Genomic DNA, 25,558 nt, shown 5'->3' on the forward strand with positions numbered 1-25,558 from the left:
TGTGCCGTTCTGCCGTGAAGTGCCGTGAAGTGCTGTCGGAGCGGGTGGGGTGGGTGACGGTGAGGGTGGGGTTCGTGCGGGGATGCGGGGAAGTGGGCTGCCTGGGTGAGGTGACGTCGGATGTCGGGTTGGCGCCATCTGCGCCGCCGCCTTCGTGAGCGTAGCGTGACTGAGGAGTCGCGGTGTGCGAACACCGGGGCTCCACCCGTGCGCGGGGCGCTCGCGCCGGGTGGGTGACCGCGGGCCACGGTTCGCTCTCCGTGACCGACGCGAGGCGCCAACTCCGGGAAACTCCAAGGGTGTCGGGAGTTCCCCCGGACGGCCGAACACGGTCGGTCAGCATGGCGGGCGGCCACTGCGGACCGAGATCATCGCCTGGCGTGTCAACTTCCAGCCATCGCCGTGTCGTTCGACGTAACCAAGTGCTCGGAGTTCGTACAGCCTCGCGATCGCCTCGTCCCGCGTGGTGCCCGCGCCGAGCGCGATCTCGTCGGCGGGGGCGGCGCGGTTGCCGGGCAGGGCGGCGAGGACGCTGCGGGCGGCCGGTTCCAGCAGGTCACGCGGGAGGACCGGGCCGCGGCGGGGCGGCGCGAGGTCACCCATGTCGCCCACGAGTTCGATGATCTCCGTGGCGTCGGTGACCAGGGTGGCCTCTCCGCGCAGCAGTTCGTGCACGCCGGCGGAGAGGGAGCTGGTGACCGGGCCGGGGACGCCCATGGTGAAGCGGCCGAGGCGTCCTGCGGCCCGCGCGGTGGAGAGCGAGCCGCTGCGGCAGGCCGCCTCCACGACGACGGTGCCCCTGGTCAGGGCGGCGATGACCCGGTTGCGGAGGATGAACCGGCTGGGGGTGGGGTGCTCCCCCGGCGGCAGCTCGCCCACGACCAGTCCCTGGTCCGCGATCCGGCCGATCAGGGCGGCGTGGCCGCGGGGGTAGGGCTGGTCGACGCCGCAGGCCAGGACGGCGATGGTGGCGCCGTGGGCGGCGAGGGTGCCGCGGTGGGCGGCGCCGTCGATGCCGTAGGCACCGCCCGACACGACGACCCATCCGCGCTCGGCGAGGCCGGAGGCGAGGGTGGCGGCCGTGTGGGTGCCGTACTCGGTGCAGGCGCGGGCGCCGACGACGGCCACGGAGCGGAGCGCCCACATCCGCAGGTGGGGCCGGCCCCGCACCCACAGCCCGAGGGGCCGTCCGTCCCCGAGGTCGTCCAGCTGGCCGGGCCACTCGCCGTCCCCCGGACGGACGAACCGCGCCCCCGCGGCCCGGGCCAGCTCCAGGTCCCGCTCCGGCTCGGCCCGCCGGGCCCGTGCGACGAGCCCCGCCCACCGGGTCCCGCTCACCCCGGGCAACGCCTCCCGGCCGCACCGCAGCCGCCGCACCACCTCCCCCACCCCGAACTCCCGCACCCACCGTCCCCCGACCTCGTCCCCCGGCTCGATCACCCGCCCGAGGAACACCCGCCCGAGCAGGTCGGCGCGGGCATCGTCCTCTCCGGTCACGTCAGGGCTCCGATGGCCATCGGCACCCCGCGGGGCACGCCGGTGCGCAGTTGCAGGGCCAGGGCGACGTCGGTCGCGTCCGGGCGGTCGTGCCCGACGAGGTCGGCGACGGTCCAGGCGACGCGCAGGACGCGGTCGATCCCACGGGCGGTGAGCACACCGCGTTCCAGGCTGCGTTCTGCCTCGTCCATCGCCCCGGCGACGGCGTGGTGCCGACTGCGCAGTTCGCGGCCGGGCACTTCGCTGTTGGTGCGCCAGGGGGTGCCGGTGAGCCGGGCCGCGGTCCGCTCGCGGGCCTGCCGTACCCGGTCGGCCACGGTCGCCGTGGACTCTCCGCGGGCGCCGGGCTCGGTGAGCTGGGCCCGGGTCACCGGGTCGACCTCGACACGCAGGTCCACCCGGTCCAGCAGCGGGCCGGACAGCCGGGACTGGTAGCGGCGGATCGCGGACGGCGGGCACTCGCACAGCGAGTCGCGCAGGGAGAACCGTCCGCAGGGACAGGGGTTGGCTGCCAGGACCATCAGGAACCGCGCCGGGAACCGGACCACGCCGGCGCTGCGCGCGATGACGACGTGCCCGGATTCCAGTGGCTGTCGCAGGGCGTCCAGGGTCTGGCTGTGGAACTCGGGCGCCTCGTCCAGGAACAGCACGCCCCGATGGGCGAGGGACACCGCGCCGGGGCGGGCGACCCCCGGGCCGCCGCCGACCAGGGACTGCATCGTGGCCGAGTGGTGCGGGGCGCAGTAGGGCGCGACGTCGATGAGGGGCCTGCCGGGGGGAAGCAGCCCGGCGACCGAGTGGACGGCCGTCACTTCGAGCGACTCCTCCCGGGTGAGCCGGGGGAGGACGGCGGGAAGACGTTCGGCGAGCATCGTCTTGCCCGCGCCGGGCGGGCCCTCCAGGAACAGGTGGTGTCCGCCGGCCGCCGCCACCTCGACGGCCGTGCGGGCGCAGGTCTGTCCCACGACGTCGGCCAGGTCGTAGTCGTGGTCGTGCTGGGCGGCGCCGATGCTGTGCATGCCGGTGGCGGCGCCCGTGCCGGGTACCCGCAGGCCGGCGAGGAGGGGATCGGGCCGGCCCAGTTCGTCCGGTGTCTCGTCGGGGACGGGCTCCTCGGCCAGGACCGCGATGAGCTGCCGCAGGCTGCGGACCCCGAGGACGGACACCCCGGGGACCAGCGAGGCCTCGGCGGCGGCGCACTCGGGCACGACCACCTGCTCGTAACCCGCGTCGGCCGCCGCGAGCACGGCCGGCAGGATGCCGCGGACCGGGCGCACCCGGCCGTCCAGCCCCAGCTCTCCGATCATGACGATGTCGGCGAGGACCCGGGGGTCGATGCGCTCGGCGGCTCCGAGAACCGCGCAGGCGACGGCCAGGTCGAACCCCGAGCCGGCTTTGGGGACGGAGGCCGGGCTGAGGCCGACGGTGAGCTTCTTCTGCGGCCACTCGCCACCCGAGTTCACCACCGCCGCCCGGACCCGGTCCCGGCTCTCCGTCAGGCTCTTGTCCGGGAGGCCCACCAGGGTGAAGGCCGCGACGCCGGGTTCGAGGTCGGCCTGGACCTCGACGACCACGCCCTCGACGCCGACCAGGGCCACGGAGCACGTGCGGGCGAATGCCATTCAGGCCACCCCCCGTGCGTGCTCGACGGCCGGGGCGCCCCGGCGGGGCAGGAGGACGCCGACGAGGTCGATGCGGACGCCGCCCGGCGGGGCTCCTCCGTGGGTCTGGATCCAGTGCGCGGCGAGGGCCCGGAGCCGGGCGGCCTTCTCGGGGGTCACCGCGGCCATCGGGTGTTCGTAGCCGCCGCCCGTGCGGGTCTTGACCTCGCAGACGACGAGCGCGTCCCCGTCACGCGCCACGATGTCGATCTCGCCGGCCCGTCCGCAGCGCCAGTTGCGCTCCAGGATCGTCATGCCGGCCTCGGCGAGCCGCCGGGCGGCCAGGTCCTCGCCGTACTTGCCGATTGCTTCTCGTGCGTTCATGTCGGCACCACCTCCGGCGCCAACCGTCACGCATTCCGCCCCAAGATGTTGATCTTGGTGAACTACTCGGCGGTTGTGGAAAACTCGTTCACCCGGGAGGGGGACCTCATCCGCCCGGCAGTTCCAGGTCGCTCTTGTTCAGCTCCTCGATGTTCACGTCCTTGAACGTCAGGACGCGCACCTGCTTGACGAAGCGGGCCGGGCGATACATGTCCCAGACCCAGGCGTCGGCCATGGTGACCTCGAAGAACACCTCGCCCTGAACCGAGTGCACCTGCATCTCGTAGTCGTTGGTGAGGTAGAACCGCCGCTCGGTCTCGATCACGTATTTGAACAGACCGACGACATCTCGGTACTCCCGGTAGAGCTTCAGCTCCATCTCGGTCTCGTACTTTTCGAGGTCCTCGGCGCTCATGGCATGTTCCCCTTCAGCCGTGCGATCCCCCCATTGTGCGCCAGTCCCGGGTGCCCTCAGACGATTTCCGTGTCGAGGGTCATGGGCCTGGCCGGGGGACCTTCGACGAGCAGCGTGCGCAGCAGCTCGGCGAGTCTGGTCGGATACACCGTCTCATGTGCCCGGGTCAGTTCCTGACACGTCCACCAGCGCGCTCCGGCGACGCTGCGCCGCTCCAGCTCCGTGAGCCCCGTCGCAGCCGTGGCCGTCTGGGTCGTACGGGCCAGGTAGTACCACTCGTCCTGGTCCCAGCGGCGGCCCGCGAACGGGAACGAGCACCGCCGCCGCCAGAGCACCGGGCCGAGTTCGACATCGGTGATGCCGGTCTCCTCGGCGAGTTCCCGCAGGGCGGCCTCCTCGCGCGTCTCGGTGCCCTCCAGGCCGCCGCCCGGGGTGAACCACCAGTCGTCGGCCGGGTCGCCCGGCTCGTGGCCGTGCAGGAGCAGGATGCGGTCCTGGGGGTCGAGCAGCACCACCCGGGCCACCTTCCGCAGCCCGCCCTCACTCGCACCCTCGTCAGCCTCGTCAGCCGCGTCAGGGCCGGCGTACGACACACCGCCGTCGCCGGCGTCGCCGTACGGCCCCTCCGCCGGCCGTGCGGTCTCAGCGGGCACCGGCCGTCTCCGGGCGGGCGGTACGGGCGCGGGAGCGGTTCAGGCGGCTCGCGATCGGGCCGTAGGCGCCGCCGCCCAGGACCAGGACCGCGCCGACCACGGCCATCAGCTCGATCGTGCGCAGCGGACCGGGCTGGGAGAGGGCACCGAGCGTCTCGAAGCCGGTGGGCCGCTTGAGGGCGCCCTTCCAGGGCCAGACGACGGCCTCCACGCGGGCGGACACGGCGCTGCGCGAGACGGTGCCCCGGGCCGCGTCGGTGAGGTGGGCGGTGGAGTCCAGGGAGCCCTGGCGTTCGTCGCCGAGCAGGAACAGCCGGCCCTCCGGGACGGTCACCGTGCCGAAGTTCTTGATCTCGGCCAGGCTGCCCTCGGGCAGGTACGGCTCGTCGATCTGCTTGCCGTTGACGGTCAGCTTGCCGTTCGTGCAGCAGGAGACGGTGTCGCCGCCCACGGCGACCACGCGCTTGACCACCTTGGCGTTGCTGACCCAGGTCTTGTCCTCGAAGACGACCACGTCACCACGGCGCACCTCGTCCCCGTCGACGCGCTGGGCGAGCACCCGGTCACCGGCGTCGATGGTGGGGGTCATGGAGCTGGTGGGCACGGTGTACGGCCGGTAGACCAGCGCTCCCCAGGCGAACCCGCCGAGGAACAGCACCAGACCCAGCGCCATGGCCAGTCCGGACAGCCGCTGTCCGAGCCGGCTGCCGCCGGCCTGTGCCGTGCCGGTGCCGCCGCCCTGCGGGGCCGTACGCGTCATGCTCTCGCCACCCATGGGTCCGCACCCTACCCGGCGGTACCGGACAGGGGCAGCCCCTTCTTTCGCCGCCCGGCAGGCTCTTACCTGGTGCCGGCCGCCGACCGGTCCGTGCGCCGGCGCCGCCACACCGCCACCGGGAGGACCGCCGCGACGGCGATGCCCTGCGGGGCCGCCGTCAGGGGCGCCGCGGCGGAGGACTGCTGGTCGAGGCCGGGCTGGTCGAAGGTGTCCGGGATCGGCAGGGTGCCCCAGCGGTTGATCGGCCAGGCCTTGACGATCGCGCGGCCGACGACCTTGTCGACGGGAACCATGCCGTGGTTCCTGTCGGACTGGTTGTACCGGGAGTCGCGGGAGTTCTGACGGTGGTCGCCCATCACCCAGATGTAGCCCTTGGGGACCTTGACCTTGAACTGGCCGCCCTGCTCGTCCACGCTGCACGGCGTGTTGCCCGGGTAGACGTACGGCTCGTTCAGCGCCTTGCCGTTGACCTTCAGCGGGCCGCTGCCCTTGCACTCGACCGTGTCGCCGCCGACCCCGATCACCCGCTTGATCAGGTCCTTCTCCTCCGCCGACGGCATCAGGCCGATCCAGCTGAGAACCTTCTGCACCGGGTTCGGGGTGGGCGTCGGCTCACCCGCGAGCCAGTTGTCCGGGTCGTGGAAGACGACGACCTCGCCGCGCTCGGGCTTGGAGCCGAACCACGGGGTCAGCTTGTCGACCAGCACCCGGTCACCCTGCTGGAGGGTGTTCTGCATCGAGTCCGACGGGATCGAGAACGCCTGCACCAGGAAGGTCTTGATCAGCAGCGCCAGGACCAGCGCGATGCCGATCAGGATCGGCAGCTCCTTCCAGAAGGAGCGCGGCTTCCTCGGCCGGGCTGCCGTCCCGTCCGCGGCCGCGCTCGCGGTACGGGGCTGCTGCTCGCCCTCGTCGCCCGCGGCCGCGTCATTCCCGGAGGTCATGGCCCCGTCCGGTACGGGAACGTCCGGTTCCACGGGGTGCCCGCGGTTCTCCTCGCCGTCGTGTCCCGACCGTGCGCCAACCGCCACATCCCCCACGCCAACTCCTCACTCTGTGCCGCCGCCTGCCCCGTACACGGTGCAGGCCCACCACTCCCATAACGAGCGGGAGTTCCGCAGGGGTCGGGAGCTGGGTCATTCCGTTCCGGTTCTCGGAGGCAACCCTATGCGACGCCTGGGGAGCAGCGGCCGTCCCCGACACGGAGTCGGTGACGCTTGCGAAGGTTTTAGGTTCCTCCAGGCGCGTCCAGTGGCCGACCGGCCAGCCGATGACCATCGCCCGGCCGACCACCGAGTCCACGGAGACCGTGCCGCCGTAGGACGTGTTCTGGTGGAAGCGGGAGTCCGCGGAGTTGCCCCGGTGGTCGCCCATGACCCACAGCCGGCCCTTGGGGACGGTGATGTCGAAGGGCATGGTGGAGGGGGCGTCCCCCGGATAGAGGTAGTCGCCCTCGGTGAGGGGGACGCCGTTGACGGTGACGTGGCCCTGCGCGTCGCAGCACTTGACGTGGTCGCCGCCGACCCCGATGACCCGTTTGATCAGGTCCTTCTCGTTGTCGGACGGCAGCAGCCCGATGAAGGTGAGGCCTTCCTTGAGCTGCTTGACGACGACGGGGTCCTTCTTCTTGGTGGTCTGCTCGCCCTGGAGCCAGCCGCCCGGGTCGTGGAAGACGACGACGTCCCCGCGCTGCGGCTCGGAGCCGAACCACGGGGTGAACTTGTCGACCAGGACCCGGTCGCCGATGCGGATCGTCTGCTCCATGGATCCGGACGGGATCACGAAGGCCTGGACGAGGAACGTCTTCAGGACGAGCGCGATGAGCACGGCGACCCCGATCAGCAGCGGGATCTCCCGGACGGCCGACCGCCTGCGCTTCCGCTTGACCTTGCGCTGCAGTTTCCGCCGTTCCGCGCGCGTGCGGCCACCGCCGGGCGCGGAGGTGCGGCGGGCCCCGGTGGGCAGCAGGTTGTCGGCGGGCGTGGCGGGCACCCCGCGCGGTTTGCCGCGGTTACCCATGGGCGGCCCCCGCGGGGGCGGCCGGCACGCGCGCGTAGGCGGCGGGGCGGGTCAGGCGTGTCCAGTGGCGGTAGGGCCACATGATCCAGTCGGCCCGGCCGATGACCTCGCCGACGGGGACCATGCCGCCGCCGGGTGAACCGAGGTGGTCGCGGGAGTCGCTGGAGTCGCTGCGGTGGTCACCGAGGACGAAGAGGCGGCCCGGGGGCACGACGACGTCGAAGGGCACGCTGGAGGCGCTGTCCCCGGGATAGAGGAACGCCGTCTCGTCGACCGGCCGGCCGTTCACCTCGATCCTCCCGTTCTTGTCGCAGCACACCACATGGTCTCCCCCCACACCGACCACCCGCTTGATGTAGTCGGCGTCCCCGAAATACCCGGTGCCGTCGAACACAACCACGTCACCGCGGCCGGGCCGGGCACCGAAACGGTACGCCAACTTGTTTACGAGGACGCGGTCCCCGATCCTCAATCCGCGCTCCATGGAACCGCTCGGAATCTCGAACGGCTGCACCACGAAGGCGTTCAGGAGCAGCAGGAACGCCAGACCGGCGATGAGGGTGAGGGTGATCCGGCCGCCCGGGAGCCAGTCGGCGACCCGCGACAGCAACGCGAAACGCGACCGGCCCTCCGCCCCCGGAGTACCGGGGTGGGAGGAGCGGTCGCGTTCCGTCTGCTGTGCTTCGGTGTCCATCGGAGCCAGATGCTATCCGGCTCCGCTGTGACTCCGGGAAAGCGCTCAGCTCTCGCGCTTCTCCTTGATCTTCGCGGCCTTGCCGCGCAGATCACGGAGGTAGTACAGCTTGGCGCGGCGCACGTCACCCCGGGTGACCAGCTCGATCTTCTCGACGATCGGGGTGTGCACCGGGAAGGTGCGCTCGACGCCGACGGAGAACGAGACCTTGCGGACCGTGAAGGTCTCGCGGACACCGGAGCCCTGGCGGCGGATCACAACGCCCTTGAACTGCTGCACACGGGAGCGGTTGCCCTCGATGACGCGGACGTGGACGTTGACGGTGTCACCCGGGCGGAAGGCCGGGATGTCGCTGCGCAGCGACGCTTCGTCGACGGAGTCGAGCAGGTGAGACATTTCGTCTGCTTTCTTCGCTGATGCCACAGGTCATCAACGGAAACTAGGGGTTCCAGGGGGACTGCCGTGCGGGTCGGGGCGAGCGTCGTGTCCCCCTGTGGCAGGGGCGCACGCCGGACGGGCGCACAACAGCGGCCTATTCTTCCACGCCCTCGGCCCGGCGCCAAAATCGGCCGTACGGCTCCCCCGCCGGGTCCGGTTCCCAGCCCAGGATGGAGAGCATCTCGCGGTCCTTCTTGTCGAAGGCCTTGGGGTCGCAACGCTCGATCAGGTCGGGCCGGTTGGCGGTCGTACGCCTGAGGGCCTCGTCGCGGCGCCAGCGGGCGATCCTGCCGTGGTGGCCGCTGAGCAGCACCTCGGGGATGTCCCGGCCGCGCCAGACGGGCGGCTTGGTGTACACGGGGCCTTCGAGGAGGCCGGCCATCGCGCCGGGCGCGAAGGAGTCGTCGCGGTGGGACTCGGCGTTGCCGAGCACGCCGGGCAGCAGCCGGGCCACGGCCTCGGTGACGACGAGGACGGCCGCCTCACCGCCGGCGAGGACGTAGTCGCCGATGGACACCTCGTACACCGGCATGCGGGTCGCGTACTCGTCCATGACCCGCCGGTCGATGCCCTCGTAGCGGGCCGGCGTGAAGATCAGCCAGGGGCGCTCGGACAGTTCGACGGCCAGTTCCTGGGTGAAGGGCCGGCCGCTCGGGGTGGGGACGATGAGCGCGGGGGCGTGGGCGCCCGTCTCGTAGCCGTCGGCGAGGACGGTGTCCAGGGCGTCACCCCAGGGATCGGTCTTCATGACCATGCCGGGGCCGCCGCCGTACGGCGTGTCGTCCACCGTGTTGTGCCGGTCGTACGTCCACGCGCGCAGGTCGTGCACCTGGACGTTGAGCTGCCCGCGCGCGCGTGCCTTGCCGACGAGGGAGACGTTCAGGGGCTCGAGGTACTCCGGGAAGATCGTGACGACGTCGAGCCTCATGCGTCCTCATCCCTCGACGAGGCGATCTCGGCGCGGTCGTCGATCAGGCCCGGCGGGGGCGCGATGACCGCCTTCTGCTCCTCCAGGTCGATCTCCGTGACGATCTCCTCCACGAAGGGGATCATCACCTCGCTGCCGTCGGGGCGCTCCACGATGAACAGGTCCTGCGTGGGCAGGTGCGAGATCTCGGTGATCCGGCCGACCTCCGTGCCGTCCTCGGTGACCACGTCGAGGTCGACCAGCTGGTGGTCGTAGTACTCGTCCTCGCCCTCGGGGAGTTCCTCCGGGTCCACCTCGGCGATCAGCAGGGTGTTGCGCAGGGCCTCGGCGGCGTTGCGGTCGGTGACGCCCTCGAAGCGCAGCAGGAGGCGGCCGCTGTGCACCCGCCCCGTCTCGATGGTCAGCGGTCCCGCGGAGGCGGGGTCCGTGGCGAGCACGGCGCCGGGCGCGAGCCTCAGCTCCGGCTCGTCGGTACGTACCTCGACGGTGACCTCGCCCTTGATGCCGTGGGCACGGCCGATCCGTGCGACTACCAGCTGCACGTGTCCAATTCTCCTGTCATCTCCTGCCGGCGTCCTGCTCATACGACTGCGGGCCGGGGACGGCCAGTGGCCCTCCCCGGCCCGAGCCGGTTGCGATGAAGCGTCAGCGGACGTGGTCCACGTCGACGAGGTCGACGCGGACACCGCGGCCGCCGATGGCGCCCACGACGGTGCGCAGGGCACGCGCGGTGCGGCCGTTGCGGCCGATCACCTTGCCGAGGTCGTCCGGGTGGACCCGGACCTCGAGCACGCGCCCGCGACGCAGGTTGCGCGAGGCGACCTGCACATCGTCAGGGTTGTCGACGATGCCCTTCACGAGGTGCTCAAGCGCCTCTTCGAGCATGCTGCTCAGGCCTCGGTCGACTGGGACTCGGCAGCCGCCTCGTCCTTCTTCTCAGCCTTCTTCTTCTGGGTGATGGCCTCACCCTTGCCCTCGTCCTCACCGGTGAAGGCCTCGAACGACGGACGGGCCGGCTTCGGCTCGGCGACGAGCAGCGGCGCGGGAGCCGGCTCGCCCTTGAACTTCTGCCAGTCGCCCGTCTTCTTCAGGATGGCGAGCACGGGCTCGGTCGGCTGGGCGCCGACACCGAGCCAGTACGCCACACGCTCGGCGTCCACCTCGATGACCGACGGGTTGTAGGTCGGGTGGTACTTGCCGATCTCCTCGATGGCCCGGCCGTCACGGCGGGTACGGGAGTCGGCGACGACGATGCGGTAGTGAGGCGAACGGATCTTGCCCAGACGCTTCAGCTTGATCTTGACTGCCACGGGAGTGGGTTCTCCTGGATTTGACGTGGTTGGGCACGGCGAGACGCCGCGTGGGGTTGCGGTACCCGAGTGCCCGATGGACGCGTCAGCCGGAGGAGAGAGGGGTCCTGTGCGGCTGTCGAGTACAGCTATCCATTGTGCCATACCCCGCGGGTCGCCTTCGGCCGAGGGTGCGCGAGCTGCGGCGGGGCAGGTTGCAGCGGCACCCGGCGTGGAGGTGAGGTCACGTCGGGTGCGCTGACCCGTGCTGTGGAGTTGCCGGCGGCAGCCCCGGCACCCACGAGATGCCGGTACGCGCGCGCCGCGCCTACGCCGCCCCCACGACCTCCGGGATCCGGAAGGGCTTGCCGCAGCCGCCGCAGACGATGGGGGCCTGGGCCAGGACCGAGGGGACGACCCGGACGTTGCGGCCGCAGTCGCACACCGCCTTGACGCGGACGCCGCCACCGGAGGAGCCGTGCCGGGCGGCGGGGCCGCGGAAGGTGCGGGAGGTGTCGGCCGAGGTGGCCACCGTGTGGGCCTTCAGCGCGCGCTGCAGCCGCTCGATCGTCGGGCGGTAGCGCCGCTTCGCCTCGGCGTTGAGCGTGACCAGCGAGAAACCGCTGCTCGGGTGCGGCTCCTCGGGGTGGTCCAGGCCCAGCTCCTCGGCGATCGCGAGGAAACGACGGTTGTGGTAGCGGCCGGCCCGGGAGGTGTCCCGGATGCCGCGGGCGGCGGCGATGCCGTGGACTGCCTCATGGAGCAGCCGTTCGAAGGAGAGCTCGTGACCGCACGCGGACGACGACTCTCCGATCAGGGACTCTGGCGCGGCAAGGTCCGGCAGTTCGGGGTGGTACCGCTGGATGTCGGCCCACGCCTGTGCCAGCTCTGCGGCGAGAACAGGTGGTGTCTGTGTCGTGCTCACGTAATGACAACGAGCGGGGGTGCCGCTGTGTTCCTATTCCGGGGCATCCCAAATAATTTGCACGTACCCGTCAGTTGCCGCTGATGCGTGGAGAGGAGGGCGGGTGCGCTGATCTGCGGAGAAGCGTCACAGCTCCTACCAAGCTGGTGCGTAGTCCGCGCTACGCCTCGCCCCGGAGCCCTGGTGCGACGACGGCCGGCCGCCGCGCAAGAGGTGTTTCGGCCGCGATCCACGCGCGGCCCTCACCCCGGACAGCGTCCACGGCCGTCGTGACGTTACCGCCTGCGGCCGCACCCCCCGCCACCGGCCCGCCCGAGCCTGCCGGGGCCGCCGCCGCGGGCTCCACCCCCTGGAACGGACACCGTAGGGCCGTCCGGATTGCGGGCACGTGAAATCTCGCCACACCCGCGTCCCGGGGCCAAGCCGGGCCCCACGACCCCTGGACGGCACCGCGAGCCGGGAGTTAGGTGGCATACGTGGGAAGTGCGCGCGCACGGCACGGGGGCCACGCGACCGGGCGCAGCGGCGAACTGTCGGCGGATTGGGGCGCATACCTATGACACCTACGCTCGTGCGGCAGCACACGTCTCACGCGGACTCGGCACCCCGCGTGGACCTGAGCGCACGCGCGCGTGACTGGTCCGAGATCCAGGAGCGGATGCTCGTACCGCTCTACGAAGCCGTGTACGACCGACTCGACGTGGGCCCCGCCACCCGGCTGCTCGGCCTGCGCTGCGGTTCCGGACTCGCCCTGCTGATGGCGGCCTCCAGAGGCGCCGCGGTCACCGGTGTCGACAGCGCCTCCCCCGAGCGGCTCGCCCTCGCCCGCGAACGGCTGCTGCCCGACACCCCGCCCGGCCGGGCCGGAAGCCGCGGCGGCAGCGGCACGCGCGCGCGTACCCCCGCGAGGCTCGTCGCCGGCCCGCCCGCGGACGCGGCCGGAACCGACCCCGCCGGGTACACCCTCGTGACCGCCTTCGAGCCGATCGGCGGCCTCGCCGGCGACTCCGAGGGGCTCGGCGAACTCCTCGCCGACGCGCTGCCGCTGGCCGGACGCGGGGCCGCCGTGGTGCTGGCCGGCTGGGGACCACCGGAGCGCTGCACCACCTCCTCGGTGTTGCGGGTAGCCACCAAACTGGCCGATCCAGTGTGCGGCGCGCGCACCTGGCGGCCCGCCCGGCGTGACGACCTGGAGAAGGTCGCCGCACGGGCCGGGCTGAAACCGGACGGCTCGGGCCGGGTCGCCTGCCCCTTCGGGTACGCCGGCCTCGACAGCGCCGTCCGCGGACTGCTGTCCACCGGCCTGTTCGACGCCGCGATCACGGCCACGGACGCCAAACAGGTCGACAAGGAGCTTATGGAGGCCCTCCACCCGCACCGGCGCCCGGACGGCACCGTCTGGATGCCGAACGTCTTCCGCTACCTCATCGCCCGCGTGCCCTGAGCCCTACGGCTCCGGTTCCTTGGCCAGGCGGGGGATGCCGGCGATCCGGTACGCGTCCGCCTCCTCCAGCGTCTCCCGCTCCAGCAGCGCCAGCGCCAGCGCGTCCAGCTGGTCCCGGTGGTCGCGGAGCTTGCGGCACGCCTCCTCGTAGCAGTCGTCCACGATCCGCCGCATCTCCGCGTCGATCACGTCCAGCGTCTGCGGCGCGGCCGACAGCCCGTACGCCTGCTGGGCGTCGCTCGGCAGGGCGGACAGCCGGCCCACCCGTTCGCTCATCCCCCAGCGGGCCACCATCCCCCGCGCGATATTGGTGACCTGCTCCAGGTCGTTCTCCGCACCCGTCGTCACGACCCCGTAGACGACGTCCTCCGCCGCCATCCCGCCCAGGGCGCCGATGATCCGCCCGCGCAGGTACTCCTCGGAGTGCGCGTACCGCTCCACCTCCGGCGTGGACATGGTCACCCCGAGCGCCCGGCCGCGCGGCACGATCGTGATCTTGCGGACCGGGTCGGCGCCCGGCTGCAGCATGCCCAGCAGGGCGTGCCCGCTCTCGTGGTACGCGGTACGGCGACGGTCGTCCTCGGGCATGACCAGGGTCCGCTCGGCACCCAGCTGCACCTTCTCCAGCGCCTCCGACAGGTCGGCGCCGGTCACCTCCTGCTGCTTGCGCTTGACCGCGAGCAGAGCGGCCTCGTTGGCGAGATTGGCCAGATCCGCGCCGGTCATGCCCGGGGTCACCCGGGCCATCTGGGCCAGGTCCACATCGGGCGCGAGCGGGATCTGCCGGGTGTGGATCCGCAGGATCGACTCACGGCCGGCCCGGTCCGGCGGGGCCACGGTGACCACCCGGTCGAAACGGCCGGGGCGGGTCAGCGCCGGATCCAGGATGTCCGCCCGGTTGGTCGCCGCGATGACGATCACACCCTCGGACCCCGAGAAGCCGTCCATCTCCGTGAGGATCTGGTTCAGCGTCTGCTCACGCTCGTCGTGACCGCTCATCGACGCGCCCCCGCCCCGCGCGCGGCCGATGGTGTCGATCTCGTCGATGAAGATGATCGACGGCGCCACCTTGCGGGCCTCGGCGAACAGCTCCCGGACCCGGGACGCGCCCACGCCCACGATCATCTCGATGAACTCCGACGCCGAGGCCGAGAAGAACGGCACCCCGGCCTCACCCGCGACGGCCCGCGCGAGCAGCGTCTTGCCGGTGCCGGGCGGCCCGGCCAGCAGCACCCCGCGGGGCAGCTTCGCGCCCATCCTGCGGTAGACGTCGGGGTGCTCCAGGAAGTCCACGACGTCGTCCAGCTCGCCCTTGACCTCGTCGATGCCGGCCACGTCGGCGAAGGTCGTGCGCTCGGTGTCCGGCAGCAGCCCGACCGGCTTCGGCGGCGACCGGCGGCCGAACAGACCGCCCGCACCGGGCAGCATGCCGCCGAGCCGGCGTTGCACGAGGACCCACACCACGACCAGGACCGCGATCGGGATCAGCGAGATCAGCACGTTGGACAGCAGACTGCGTTCCTGCACCACCGGCCGCGCGGTCACCGTGACACCGTGGCTGCTCAGGTTCTGCCACAGCCTGTCGTCCGCGAAGGCCGGCCGCTGCGTCTTGAACTTGGTGTACTCGCCACCGCCCTCCGGATCGTGGCGGGGACTTCTCAGCTGGCCCTGGATCGCGTCGCCCTTGGAGTAGATCTTGGCGACGTTGCCGTCGGCGACCTCCCTGCTGAACTGCGTGTAGGAGATCGTCGGCTCGTTGCCCTGGCCGAAGTAGTGCAGCCCGACATACGCCAGCACGAAGACGATCACCGCGGTGGCGAGCAGCCCCCACCATTTCCCGCCCGGGAGCCCCCCGCCGCGCCGGGGCGCCTCGTCCGGGGTGCCCTCGGCGCGCCACGGCTGATCAGGGGCCTTGCGGGGTGGCGCCGCATTGCTCATACCTGGACGTTACGACACACAGCGGGCCTCGGCACACGCAAGGACCGGCACACGCGAAGGGGCGCCCCCGCGGAAGGGAGCGCCCCTGGCGTCGTACGAACGGAACCCGGCCCGGGAACCTCCGGGACCTCAGCCCATGAACTTCTTGAACTCGTCCGGCAGCTCGAAGTCCTGGCCGCCCTGCTGGCCCGGCAGCCCGAGCGCGCCACCCTGCGCGGCGGCCTCCCGGCGCTGCGCCGCCTCCAGCTCCTGCTGCTTGCGCTTCATCGGGTTGCCGGAGCGCTGCTTGCCCTTGCCCTTCTTCTGCTGCTTCTTCTGCCGGCCGGGACCGCCGCCCATGCCCGGGAGCCCCGGCATGCCCGGCATACCGCCCTGGGCCATGCGGGACATCATCTTGCGCGCCTCGAAGAACCGCTCCACCAGGCCCTTCACCGCGCTGACCTCGACACCGGAACCCCGGGCGATACGTGCACGGCGGGAGCCGTTGATGATCGTCGGGTCCTGGCGCTCGGCCGGCGTCATCGACTTGATGATCGCGGCGGTACGGTCGACGTCCCGCTCGTCCAGGTTGGCGATCTGGTCCTTGATCTGGCCCATGCCCGGGAGCATGCCGAGCAGCTTGCTGATGCTGCCCATCTTCCTGACCTGCTCCATCTGGGACAGGAAGTCGTCCAGGGTGAAGTCCTGGCCCTTCTTGGACGCCAGCTTCGAGGCCATCTTCTGGGCCTCTTCCTGGCTGAACGTCTTCTCCGCCTGCTCGATCAGGGTGAGCAGGTCACCCATGTCGAGGATGCGGGAGGCCATCCGGTCCGGGTGGAACGCGTCGAAGTCGTCCAGCTTCTCGCCGTTCGACGCGAACATGATCGGCTTGCCGGTGATCTGCCGGATCGACAGCGCGGCACCACCGCGGGCGTCGCCGTCGAGCTTGGAGAGGACCACGCCGTCGAAGCCGACGCCGTCGCGGAACGCCTCGGCGGTGTTGACGGCGTCCTGACCGATCATGGCGTCGACGACGAAGAGGATCTCGTCGGGGCTGACCGCGTCCCGGATGTCCGCGGCCTGCTGCATCATCTCGGCGTCGATACCGAGGCGGCCGGCGGTGTCCACGATCACGATGTCGTGGACCTTGGACTTCGCGAAGTCGATGGAGTCCTTGGCGACCTTCACCGGGTCGCCGACGCCGTTGCCCGGCTCCGGCGCGTACACGGCCACACCGGCGCGCTCGGCGACGACGCTCAGCTGGTTCACGGCGTTGGGGCGCTGGAGGTCGGCGGCGACCAGCAGCGGGGAGTGGCCCTGCTCCTTCAGCCACCGGCCGAGCTTGCCCGCGAGGGTGGTCTTGCCGGCACCCTGGAGACCGGCCAGCATGATCACGGTGGGCGGCTGCTTGGCGAAGCGGAGCCGGCGGGTCTCGCCGCCCAGGATGGTGATCAGCTCGTCGTTGACGATCTTGAGAACCTGCTGGGCGGGGTTCAGCGCCTTGGAGACCTCGGCCCCGAGCGCACGCTCCTTGACGTTCTTGATGAACGTGCGGACCACAGGCAGCGCCACATCCGCCTCGAGCAGCGCGATACGGATCTCGCGCGCCGTGGCGTCGATGTCCGCTTCGCTCAGCCGGCCCTTCCCGCGGAGGTTTTTGAAAGTCGCGCTGAGGCGGTCGGAGAGAGTATCGAACACGGCGGCTTCGGTCCTCGGAGTCGGGGGCGGTCTGAGCGTCTTCCAGGGTATCTGGCCCGACAAGGTAACGGTCCCCGCCCGCCGCAATCGGCGGGCGGGGGCGCTTTCCCCGCGGGCACGGGGGCCACGCAGCGTCCGCGGCGGCCTCGAAGAGGCGTCCCGGACCGTCTCCGCGTCCGCGGAGACCACACACCGGGCAACCGCGGCAACGGCCCGGAGGTCACGCCCGCAGCGTCTCCTCCAGCACCCCCGCCAGTGACGAGGCGTCCCCGGGGGGCAGCGGCGCGCCCGTGCCGGTCGTGACGTAGAACGCGTCCACGGCGTTCGCCCCCAGCGTCGACACGTGCATGCTCCGCACCCGTACGCCCGCCTTCTCCAGGGCCGTCCCGATGCGGTGGAGCAGGCCCGGGGCGTCCTGGGCGCGGACCTCGATGACCGTGGCGTGGTGGGAGGCGGCCGGGGCGACCGTGACCCTCGCGGGCGGGGCCGTCCAGCCGCGGCGGCGGGGGTAGGCCGCGTCGCGTTCGGCGAGCCGGCCGGCGATGTCGAGGCTGCCGTCGAGGGCGCGGACGAGGTCGGTGCGCAGCCGGGCCGCCTGGGGCAGGGAGCCGTACTCGGCGGCGACCCGCCAGTTGAGGAGGAGGACCGTGCCGTCGTCGTCCACGTCGTGCGGCAGGCTGAGGGCGCGCAGCTCCGCCGTGCGGACGGTGAGGCGGTGGACGGCGAGGACGCCGGCGACCGCGGGGAGGACGCCGGGCTGGTCGGGTACGGCGATGAGGAGTTCGACGCCGAGGGGCTCCGGATCGCCGGACGGCTCCTCACCGGTGACCGGTTCGGTCTGGGCGGACAGGGCGAGGACCGGGCCGCCGGTGCGGAAGGCCTCGATGGCGAGGCGTTCCTGTGCGGCGGTGGGCGCGGCCGGCTCGGGCTCCTCGGGGACGTCCCCGGCGAGCACGGCGGAGACGCGGCGGACGAGGTCGGCGACGAGGGAGCCGCGCCAGGAGGACCAGGCGGCCGGGCCGGTGGCGAGGGCGTCGGCCTCGGTGAGGGCGTGCAGCAGTTCCAGGGTGCTCTGGGTGCCGACGGCCTCGGCGACGGAGCGGACGGTGGCGGGATCGTCCAGGTCACGGCGGGTGGCCGTCTCGATGAGCAGCAGGTGGTGGCGGACCAGGAGGGACAGTACGGCGACGTCCGAGCGGTCGAAGCCGATGCGTGCGGCGACGTCCTTGGCGATGATCTCGCCGGCCACCGAGTGGTCGCCGGGCCAGCCCTTGCCGATGTCGTGCAGCAGGGCGGCGACGAGGAGCAGGTCGGGGCGGCTGACGCGGCGGGTGAACTCGGAGGCGCGGACCGCGGTCTCGATCAGGTGGCGGTCCACGGTCCACACGTGCACGGCGTTGCGCTGCGGCCGGCAGCGGACCCGCTCCCAGTCCGGCAGCAGGCGGCTGACCAGGCCCTCGGCCTCCAGGGCCTCCCAGACCTCGACCGTGGGGCTGCCGGAGCCGAGGAGCGTGACCAGCTGTTCGCGGGCCTCGGCGGGCCAGGGCGTGGGCAGGGGGCGGGCGGTGGCGGCCAGGCGCCGTACGGCGTGCAGGGAGAGCGGGAGGCCGGCCTGGGCGGCGGCGGCCGCGGCACGCAGCGGGAGCACGGGGTCGCGTTCGGGGCGTGCGGTGCGTGCCAGCACCACCTCGCCGTCCTGTTCCACGACGCCTTCGGCCAGGGGCGACCGTTCGGTGACCGGTTTGCCGCCACCGAGCGCCCGCCCGTCGCCCGCCACCGCCCTTCTGAGGAAGTCGCTTCGCTCCCTCGCCAGTTTGCGCAGCCGTGGCCGCACGGCGCGCGAGCGCAGCACGCGCCCCACTTCGCGCCAGGTGACGTCGCTGGCGTAGGCGATGACGCGGGCCGCTTCGTAGACCTGACGCAGGAGGGTGTCGGCGTCGAGCAGGTCCAGCTCGGCGGCGACCTGGTCCTGCTCCTGGAGGGCGAGCCGGTCGGTGGCGCGGCCGGTGGCCAGGTGGAGGGCGTCGCGGACGTCGAGGAGGCGGCGGCGGGCGTCGGCGAGGCCCTCGCGCGGGGCGTCGGCGAGCCAGGAGGCGGCGACGGCGCGCAGGGCGGTGGCGTCGCGCAGGCCGCCGCGGGCCTCCTTGAGGTCGGGTTCCAGCAGGTACTGGAGTTCACCCTGGCGGGCGGCGCGTTCGGCGCACAGTTCCTGGAGTTCGGGGAGGCGTCCGGGGGCCTGGTTGCGCCAGTCGGCGAGGGCGGTGGTGCGCAGTCCGGCGGTGAGGGCGGGGTCGCCGGCGAGGTGGCGGGCGTCCAGCAGGCCGAGGTGGACCTTGAGGTCCTCGCCGGCGGTTCTGCGGGCCTCGGCGGGGGTGCGCACGGAGTGGTCGAGGGAGAGGCCGAGGTCCCAGACGGGGTACCAGAGCCGGTCGGCGAGGGCGGCGACCGCGTCGGGGGCGGAGCCGTCGTGCAGCAGGACGAGGTCGAGGTCGCTGCGCGGGGAGAGTTCCCCGCGGCCGTAGCCGCCGACGGCGACCAGCGACACGCCCCGCGTTCCGGCCGCCGCCGCGGTGAACAGTCCGGCGAGCCAGTCGTCGGTCAGTTCGGCGAGGGCGGTACGGCGCGGCGGCCCGGACCGCGCCCCCTCGGTGAGGAGGCGCAGCCGGGCCGCCGCGTAGCCGCCGGGCCCCGAGTCTTCCGTCTGTTCGCGCACATCCGCTCCGGTCACCCGGCGACTCCTGTTCCGTTTCCCCTTGTGTCCCTGACGGGGGTGTGCCCCTGACGGGGATTCTGGTGCGTCAGAGGGCGTCCGGCCCGCGCTCGCCCGTGCGGACCCGTACGGCGGTCTCGACGGGCAGGGACCACACCTTGCCGTCCCCGATCTTGCCGGTGCGGGCCGCCTTGACGATGACCTCGATCAGCTGTTCGGCGTCGTCGTCCTCGGCGAGGACCTCGATGCGGATCTTGGGGACGAGGTCGACGGTGTACTCGGCTCCCCGGTAGACCTCGGTGTGTCCGCGCTGCCGGCCGTAGCCGCTGGCCTCGGTGACCGTGAGCCCGTGGACGCCGAAGGCCTGGAGGGCTTCCTTGATCTCGTCGAGCCGGTGGGGCTTCACGACGGCGGTGATGAGCTTCATGCGTCCACCTTCTTGTTCTGCGCGGCGGCCAGGGCCGGGGCGGCGAGGGTCCCGGTGACACCGCCGCCGGCGCCGCTGAAGTCGTATGCGGTCTCGGCGTGCTCGGCCTGGTCGATGCCGGAGATCTCCTCGTCCTCGGTGACGCGCATGCCGAGGGTCTTGTCGAGGAGGAAGGCGAGGACGGCGGAGACGACCAGGGAGTAGGCGAGGACCGCGCCGACGCCGGCGCACTGCTTCCACAGCTGGGTCCAGGTGTGGTCGCCGTAGAAGACGCCGGTGGCGGTGGACTGGCCCTTGCCGGTGGCGAAGAAGCCGATCAGCAGGGAGCCGATGATGCCGCCGACCATGTGGACGCCGACGACGTCGAGGGAGTCGTCGTAGCCGAACTTGAACTTCAGGCCGACGGCCGCGGCGCAGGCGACGCCGGCGACGGCTCCGACGGCGATCGCGCCGAGCGGGGAGACCGCGCCGCCGGACGGGGTGATGGCGACCAGGCCGGCGACCGCGCCGGAGGCGGCGCCGAGGGTGGTGAACGCGCCGTGCCGGATCTTCTCGTAGGCGAGCCAGGCGAGCATGGCGGCGGCGGTGGCGACCTGGGTGTTGACGAACATCAGCGCGCCCACGCCGTCGTCGTTGCCGAGCCAGGAGCCGGCGTTGAAGCCGAACCAGCCGAACCAGAGCAGGCCGGCGCCGAGCATGACCAGCGGGAGGCTGTGCGGGCGCATGGGGTCGCGCTTGAAGCCGACGCGCTTGCCGATGACGAGGATGACGCCGAGCGCGGCCGCACCCGCGTTGATGTGGACCGCCGTACCGCCCGCGAAGTCGATGACGCCGAGCTTGTAGGCCCAGCCGTCGGCGCCCCAGACCCAGTGGGCGACCGGGACGTAGACGATCGTGGCCCACAGGGCGACGAAGAGGGCCCAGGCGGAGAACTTGACCCGGTCGGCGAGGGCGCCGCTTATCAGGGCCGGCGTGATGATCGCGAACATCAGCTGGAAGACCATGAAGACGAAGACCGGGATGGTGTAGCCGTCCCAGAGTTCCGTCAGGCCGACGTTGCTGAGCCCGATCCAGTCGGCGTTGAAGCCGAGGAGACCGTTGCCGGTGCCGAAGGCGAGGGAGAAGCCGTAGAGCACCCACAGGATGGTGACGATCCCGAGGCTGATGAAGCTCATCATCAGCATGTTCAGGGTGCTCTTGACGCGGACCATGCCTCCGTAGAAGAAGGCGAGTCCCGGGGTCATGAGCATCACCAGGGCGGAACAGATGAGCATGAAGCCTGTGTTGGCGGACGACAGTTTCGTGTCCGCCGCAAGCATGATGGCTGGTGCCATCGGCGTCTCCTCGTCGGTTGGTGCGGCTCCGTGCGGGCGGTGCCTGAGCGGTCCGGTCGGGTGAGGGGTGGGCCGGTTATGCGCCATGAGACTGGCGCAGCGCGGTTTCGGTGGAGGCCCCTCGTTGTTTCGCCGGGGTGACAAGGGCGTCCTGCGTGTTACGCCTGGATGAAGCGCCGGATTCCGGGCCCGCCGATCGTTATCGTGGCGCAATCTTCCGGCGGAGGAGACCCGGGGCAGGGGCGGACGAGGCGCTGCGCAGACCCGCAGGAGACGCCGGGGAAGACACGGACCGGCCGCGGCGGGCCTTCCGATGACCTGGCATGGGGGAGCCGAGTCGGGCGGTTCGGGAGGACCGGCCGCGGCCGGGGTTCGGGGGTGTGCGGTGGTCAGACGGCTTCGGCGTTCTCCGGCAGGTCGACGGCGAGTTTGTCGGAGAGGTCGACCACGGCGGCGAGGTCGCCGTGGTCACGGACGGCCGTGTCGACCGTCTTTCGGATACGGGTGTTCACACGCTCGGAGCGCACCTTCTTGGCGATGTCCATGGCCTGTGCGGCGTAGGCCGTGCTCTCCTCGGGCTCGCGCTGGAGCAGGTGCACGGTGGCCATGCCGATGAGGTTGAGCGCGTACGACCGCTGGTGCTCGGAGTCCCTGGCGAACAGCTCCACGGCCCGGCGCATGAGCGGTTCGGCGAGGGAGGCGTAGGTGGGGCTGCGCCCGGCGACGTAGGCGAGGTCGCGGAAGGAGTGGGAGTTCTCGCCGTACAGCTCGGCCTCGGAGAAGAAGCGGATCCAGTCGGGGTCCGGCTCGTCCCACTCGTCGGCCTCGGCGAAGGTGTCCTCGGCCATGCGGACGGCGCGCTTGGTCTTGCCGGGCTGGCCCATGTTGGCGTAGGCGCGGGCCTCCATCGCATACAGCATGGACTGGGTGCGCGGGCTCGCGCAGTCGCGGCTGCCGTACTGGGCGAGGTGGATCAGCTCCAGGGCGTCCTCGGGCCGGCCGAGATGGATCATCTGGCGGCTCATGCTGGAGAGGATGTAGGAGCCGAGCGGTTTGTCACCGGCTTCCTTGGCGGCGTGCAGGGCGAGCACGAAGTACTTCTGCGCGGTGGGCTGGAGGCCGACGTCGTACGACATCCAGCCGGCCAGTTCGGCCAGCTCGGCGGCGACCTGGAAGAGCTTGCGGGTGGTGGCCTCGGGCTGGGGTTCCTGGAGCAGGTCGGTGACCTCGTGCAGCTGGCCGACGACGGCCTTGCGGCGCAGGCCGCCTCCGCACTGGGCGTCCCACTGGCGGAACATCCGGGTGGTGGACTCCAGCAGATCCAGCTCGGGCTGGGAGAGGCGGCCGGGGCGGCGCGGGTCGAGGGCGGGCCGGGGCTCGGAGGGGGCCGGGGAGGCCGGGGAGGGCACGAGCCAGCGCTGCATCGGCTCGATCAGGGAGGGGCCGGCGGACAGGGCGAGGGAGGTGCCGAGGAAGCCCCGCCGGGCGAGCATCAGGTCGCTGCGGGAGAACTCGCCGAGCAGGGCGACCGTCTGCGGGCCCGTCCAGGGCAGGTCGACGCCGGAGGCGGCGGGTGACTGGCGGGCGGCGCGCAGGCCGAGGTCCTCGATGGAGACCACGCAGCCGAAGCGCTCGGAGAACAGCTCCGAGAGGATGCGCGGGATCGGTTCGCGCGGGTTCTCCCCGTCCAGCCAGCGGCGCACCCGCGAGGTGTCGGTGGAGATGTGGTTGGCACCCAGCTGGCGTGCCCTGCGGTTCACCTGGCGGGCCAGCTCGCCCTTGGACCAGCCGCTGCGCACGAACCACGAGCCGAGCAGCTCGTTGGGGCGCTTGTCAGCGTGTGTCCCGCTACCGCCGTTGCCGCCCACTGGAACGCCCCCATCCCTGAGACCACTTGTCCCCTGAGACCACTTGTCGCCTGGTGCGCCAAGCCCTATCAGAATGCCGGTTGATACGGCTCCGCGTCCGCTGGTTCTCACCCTTCGAACGCGTTGACGACTTGCCTCCGGCATACCCACGAGCGCATGTGCCCCCGGGACTCGCACACTCACAGTAATCCCACGATCACCCGTCCAGCCACGGGGATCCCAGAAACGCCACCATTCGCCACCCCTTCGAATGAACTCACGGTCGGCCGCCCGCGATTCACTTGACATAGGACGGCCGGAAGCGGGCGGAGTGATGCACGCCGGGGCGTGCATCCTCCGGCGCGCCACCCCGTCGCGCTTCAAGGCGCCGCCTTCACCCCGCACCGCCGTGGGCAGGCGGAGCCGTAGCGTTACGTTCCGCTTCCATCTCGTTCCGTTTCGTAACCACCGGCGCGCTGGACCCGTTGGAGGGGGTATGGGCTTCACGATCGGCGGCATCCGCGAGATCCGCTCCGGCACGCGTCGGCGCGGCCGCCTGGCGGAGTGCACCGCCGTGGCCGAGTTCACCGGGCTGTGGGGCTGGGACGCGGTGCCGGGGGCGCGCGCCGCCGCGGGTGTCTGCTCCTGCGGGCGGTCCGACTGCCCGGCGCCGGGCGCGCACCCGCTGGACTTCGCCCCCGTGGTGCCGGCCGGGGCCACGCTGGACGAGGTGAGCAAGGCCTGGTCGGAGTTCCCGGGCGCCTCGGTGATGCTGCCGGTGGGTCAGGCGTTCGACGTCATCGAGGTCTCGGAGCCGGCCGGCCGCCGCGCCCTGGTCCGGCTGGAGCGCATGGGCCTCCCCCTCGGCCCGGTGACCGCGGGACCGGACGGCCGTGCCCGCTTCCTCGTCGCGCCCGGAGCCGCCGCCGACCTCCCCCGGCTGCTGTACCGCATGGGCTGGGACGACCCCGCCGCGCTGGACCTGCGCGGCCTCGGCCCCGGCACGCACATCACCGCACCGCCCTCCGACCGGGGCGGCCTGGGCCCGGTGCGCTGGCTGCGCCCGCCCGCGCTGGACTCGGCGACCAGGCCTCCGTCGGCGCGGCTGCTGCTGGGCACGCTGGCGTACGTGGCGCACCGGTCGCGGGCCTGACCGTGCCGGACATGACGAAGCTCCCGTCCCCGACTGCACCTCGGGGCGGGAGCTTCTCGTCGAGCACCCGGGAACGTCCCGGGTGGTTCAGTCTCCGATCAGCGCATCCACGAACGCCTCCGGCTCGAACGGCGCGAGATCGTCCGCACCCTCGCCGAGCCCGACCAGCTTGACCGGTACGCCCAGCTCGCGCTGGACCGCGATCACGATGCCGCCCTTGGCCGTACCGTCCAGCTTGGTCAGCACGATGCCGGTGATGTCCACGACCTCGGCGAACACGCGGGCCTGCACCAGGCCGTTCTGGCCGGTGGTGGCGTCCAGGACGAGCAGCACCTCGTCCAGCGGCGCGTGCTTCTCGACCACGCGCTTGACCTTGCCCAGCTCGTCCATGAGGCCGGTCTTGGTGTGCAGGCGCCCGGCGGTGTCGATGAGGACGACGTCGACCCCCATCTCCTTGCCCTCCTTGACCGCGTCGAACGCGACGGAGGCGGGGTCGCCGGCCTCGGGGCCGCGCACGGTGTAGGCGCCGACGCGCTCGCCCCAGGTCTGGAGCTGGTCGGCGGCGGCGGCCCGGAAGGTGTCGGCGGCGCCGAGGACGACGCTGCGGCCGTCGGCGACGAGCACCCGGGCGAGCTTGCCGGTGGTGGTGGTCTTGCCGGTGCCGTTGACGCCGACGACCATCACGATGCCGGGCTTGCGGTCCTCCGGCTCGGTCTTCACGGTGCGGTCGACATCGGTGCCGATCAGCTTGAGCAGCTCCTCGCGGAGCAGTCCGCGCAGTTCCACGGGGGTGCGGGTGCCGAGGACCCTCACGCGTTCACGCAGTCGCTCGACGAGTTCCTGGGTGGGCTGCACGCCGACGTCGGCGGTGAGCAGCGTGTCCTCGATCTCCTCCCAGGTGTCCTCGTCCAGGTGCTCGCGGGAGAGCAGCGTGAGCAGGCCCTTGCCCAGGGCGTTCTGGGAGCGGGAGAGGCGGGCGCGCAGGCGGACCAGCCGGCCCGCGGTGGGCTCCGGGATCTCGATCTCGGGAGCCTCGACGGTCGGAGGCTCCTCCACGACGACCGGTGCGGGGCCGCCGGGGAGATCCACCTCCTCGATCGTCCGGCGCGGTTCGTCGCGCGGCGTCTCGGCCTCGTCGCCGACGTGCGGCTCGGCCGGGGGCGCGGTGATGTCGGGTGCCTTCGGGGGCGGCGGGGGCAGCGGCTTCCGGCGCCGGCTGCCCACGATCAGCCCGCCGAGCGCGCCGAGCACGACCACGGCGATGACTACAAGAAGGATGACGGTTTCCATAACCCGACCAGTATCGGACATGGGGTGCGCCAGGACCCCGTTTGTGGGTTCGTCCGAGAGACAAAGCACGCTTAGCATGAGGACTCGGAGCAAAGTACGATGGTGGCCACGCGATCC

At 72.0% G+C, this 25,558-nt stretch carries 24 protein-coding genes; 2 read left to right on the forward strand and 22 right to left on the reverse strand.

Going from position 1 to position 25,558, the window contains the following annotated elements; translation table 11 throughout:
• Window positions 1–336 precede the first annotated feature (336 nt).
• The 15 genes from dprA to IEZ20_RS29455 form a co-directional block, all read right to left on the reverse strand.
• Complete coding sequence (gene dprA, locus IEZ20_RS29385) at window positions 337–1,497, reverse strand: DNA-processing protein DprA (RefSeq protein WP_189304241.1); 1,161 nt, start codon at window positions 1,495–1,497, stop codon at window positions 337–339.
• A complete protein-coding gene (locus IEZ20_RS29390) occupies window positions 1,494–3,119 on the reverse strand; it encodes a YifB family Mg chelatase-like AAA ATPase (protein WP_189304244.1) in 1,626 nt (541 codons plus the stop codon). The genes dprA and IEZ20_RS29390 overlap by 4 nt, the downstream gene beginning before the upstream one ends.
• Window positions 3,120–3,482 (reverse strand): YraN family protein, encoded by a 363-nt coding sequence (locus tag IEZ20_RS29395; protein WP_189304246.1) that lies wholly within the window; start codon window positions 3,480–3,482, stop codon window positions 3,120–3,122.
• Window positions 3,483–3,588: 106 nt separating this feature from the next.
• Window positions 3,589–3,897, reverse strand: a complete 309-nt coding sequence (locus tag IEZ20_RS29400) for a DUF2469 domain-containing protein (protein WP_014675276.1) — start codon at window positions 3,895–3,897, stop codon at window positions 3,589–3,591.
• Between the two features lie 56 nt (window positions 3,898–3,953).
• Window positions 3,954–4,490, reverse strand: coding sequence for an NUDIX hydrolase (locus IEZ20_RS29405; protein WP_189304377.1), 537 nt, complete (start codon window positions 4,488–4,490; stop codon window positions 3,954–3,956).
• A gap of 49 nt (window positions 4,491–4,539) precedes the next feature.
• The gene (lepB, locus tag IEZ20_RS29410) at window positions 4,540–5,325 is read right to left on the reverse strand and encodes a signal peptidase I (protein ID WP_189304247.1); all 786 of its coding nucleotides are present in this window, start codon (window positions 5,323–5,325) and stop codon (window positions 4,540–4,542) included.
• A 65-nt stretch (window positions 5,326–5,390) separates the two neighbouring features.
• On the reverse strand, window positions 5,391–6,368 hold the full coding sequence (lepB, locus tag IEZ20_RS29415; RefSeq protein ID WP_189304249.1) for a signal peptidase I: 978 nt from the start codon (window positions 6,366–6,368) through the stop codon (window positions 5,391–5,393).
• Window positions 6,256–7,347, reverse strand: coding sequence for a signal peptidase I (gene lepB / locus IEZ20_RS29420; RefSeq protein WP_189304251.1), 1,092 nt, complete (start codon window positions 7,345–7,347; stop codon window positions 6,256–6,258). Before lepB (IEZ20_RS29420) ends, lepB (IEZ20_RS29415) begins: the two co-directional genes overlap by 113 nt.
• The gene (gene lepB, locus IEZ20_RS29425; protein WP_189304253.1) at window positions 7,340–8,041 is read right to left on the reverse strand and encodes a signal peptidase I; all 702 of its coding nucleotides are present in this window, start codon (window positions 8,039–8,041) and stop codon (window positions 7,340–7,342) included. Before lepB (IEZ20_RS29425) ends, lepB (IEZ20_RS29420) begins: the two co-directional genes overlap by 8 nt.
• Window positions 8,042–8,086: 45 nt before the next feature.
• On the reverse strand, window positions 8,087–8,437 hold the full coding sequence (rplS, locus tag IEZ20_RS29430; protein WP_189304255.1) for a 50S ribosomal protein L19: 351 nt from the start codon (window positions 8,435–8,437) through the stop codon (window positions 8,087–8,089).
• 136 nt (window positions 8,438–8,573) lie between these two features.
• Window positions 8,574–9,407, reverse strand: coding sequence for a tRNA (guanosine(37)-N1)-methyltransferase TrmD (gene trmD / locus IEZ20_RS29435; protein WP_189304257.1), 834 nt, complete (start codon window positions 9,405–9,407; stop codon window positions 8,574–8,576).
• Window positions 9,404–9,949, reverse strand: coding sequence for a ribosome maturation factor RimM (gene rimM, locus IEZ20_RS29440; RefSeq protein WP_189304259.1), 546 nt, complete (start codon window positions 9,947–9,949; stop codon window positions 9,404–9,406). Before rimM ends, trmD begins: the two co-directional genes overlap by 4 nt.
• A gap of 103 nt (window positions 9,950–10,052) precedes the next feature.
• The gene (locus tag IEZ20_RS29445; protein WP_003973401.1) at window positions 10,053–10,292 is read right to left on the reverse strand and encodes an RNA-binding protein; all 240 of its coding nucleotides are present in this window, start codon (window positions 10,290–10,292) and stop codon (window positions 10,053–10,055) included.
• Window positions 10,293–10,297: 5 nt separating this feature from the next.
• On the reverse strand, window positions 10,298–10,717 hold the full coding sequence (rpsP, locus tag IEZ20_RS29450) for a 30S ribosomal protein S16 (RefSeq protein WP_189304261.1): 420 nt from the start codon (window positions 10,715–10,717) through the stop codon (window positions 10,298–10,300).
• 307 nt (window positions 10,718–11,024) lie between these two features.
• Window positions 11,025–11,621, reverse strand: coding sequence for a hypothetical protein (locus tag IEZ20_RS29455; protein ID WP_184970376.1), 597 nt, complete (start codon window positions 11,619–11,621; stop codon window positions 11,025–11,027).
• Between the two features lie 556 nt (window positions 11,622–12,177).
• Here IEZ20_RS29455 and IEZ20_RS29460 point away from each other — a divergent pair.
• Window positions 12,178–13,065: a class I SAM-dependent methyltransferase gene (locus IEZ20_RS29460; RefSeq protein WP_189304263.1), complete on the forward strand. Its 888-nt coding sequence runs from the start codon at window positions 12,178–12,180 to the stop codon at window positions 13,063–13,065.
• Between the two features lie 3 nt (window positions 13,066–13,068).
• Here the strand turns inward: IEZ20_RS29460 and ftsH are convergent, their stop codons facing one another.
• The 6 genes from ftsH to nsdA all read right to left on the reverse strand — a co-directional run bounded on the left by ftsH (window position 13,069) and on the right by nsdA (window position 23,019).
• On the reverse strand, window positions 13,069–15,003 hold the full coding sequence (gene ftsH / locus IEZ20_RS29465) for an ATP-dependent zinc metalloprotease FtsH (RefSeq protein WP_189304265.1): 1,935 nt from the start codon (window positions 15,001–15,003) through the stop codon (window positions 13,069–13,071).
• Window positions 15,004–15,132: 129 nt separating this feature from the next.
• The gene (ffh, locus tag IEZ20_RS29470) at window positions 15,133–16,680 is read right to left on the reverse strand and encodes a signal recognition particle protein (RefSeq protein WP_189304267.1); all 1,548 of its coding nucleotides are present in this window, start codon (window positions 16,678–16,680) and stop codon (window positions 15,133–15,135) included.
• 220 nt (window positions 16,681–16,900) lie between these two features.
• Entirely contained in the window at window positions 16,901–19,408 is a 2,508-nt protein-coding gene (locus tag IEZ20_RS29475) for a [protein-PII] uridylyltransferase (protein ID WP_189304270.1), read from the reverse strand.
• A 70-nt stretch (window positions 19,409–19,478) separates the two neighbouring features.
• Entirely contained in the window at window positions 19,479–19,817 is a 339-nt protein-coding gene (locus tag IEZ20_RS29480) for a P-II family nitrogen regulator (RefSeq protein WP_030990174.1), read from the reverse strand.
• Complete coding sequence (locus tag IEZ20_RS29485) at window positions 19,814–21,151, reverse strand: ammonium transporter (RefSeq protein ID WP_189304272.1); 1,338 nt, start codon at window positions 21,149–21,151, stop codon at window positions 19,814–19,816. Before IEZ20_RS29485 ends, IEZ20_RS29480 begins: the two co-directional genes overlap by 4 nt.
• 389 nt (window positions 21,152–21,540) lie before the next feature.
• Window positions 21,541–23,019 carry a transcriptional repressor NsdA gene (gene nsdA, locus IEZ20_RS29490; RefSeq protein ID WP_189304274.1) on the reverse strand — a complete coding sequence of 493 codons (1,479 nt, stop codon included), beginning with the start codon at window positions 23,017–23,019 and terminating at the stop codon, window positions 21,541–21,543.
• A gap of 475 nt (window positions 23,020–23,494) precedes the next feature.
• Here nsdA and IEZ20_RS29495 point away from each other — a divergent pair, with 475 nt between their 5' ends.
• Window positions 23,495–24,151, forward strand: coding sequence for a bifunctional DNA primase/polymerase (locus tag IEZ20_RS29495; RefSeq protein ID WP_189304276.1), 657 nt, complete (start codon window positions 23,495–23,497; stop codon window positions 24,149–24,151).
• 87 nt (window positions 24,152–24,238) lie between these two features.
• On the opposite strand, the gene ftsY is transcribed toward IEZ20_RS29495, so the two are convergent.
• Window positions 24,239–25,441, reverse strand: a complete 1,203-nt coding sequence (gene ftsY, locus IEZ20_RS29500; protein WP_189304278.1) for a signal recognition particle-docking protein FtsY — start codon at window positions 25,439–25,441, stop codon at window positions 24,239–24,241.
• Window positions 25,442–25,558: the final 117 nt, after the last annotated feature.

This window comes from Streptomyces cinerochromogenes (assembly GCF_014648635.1).
GTDB classification, from domain to species: domain Bacteria; phylum Actinomycetota; class Actinomycetes; order Streptomycetales; family Streptomycetaceae; genus Streptomyces; species Streptomyces cinerochromogenes.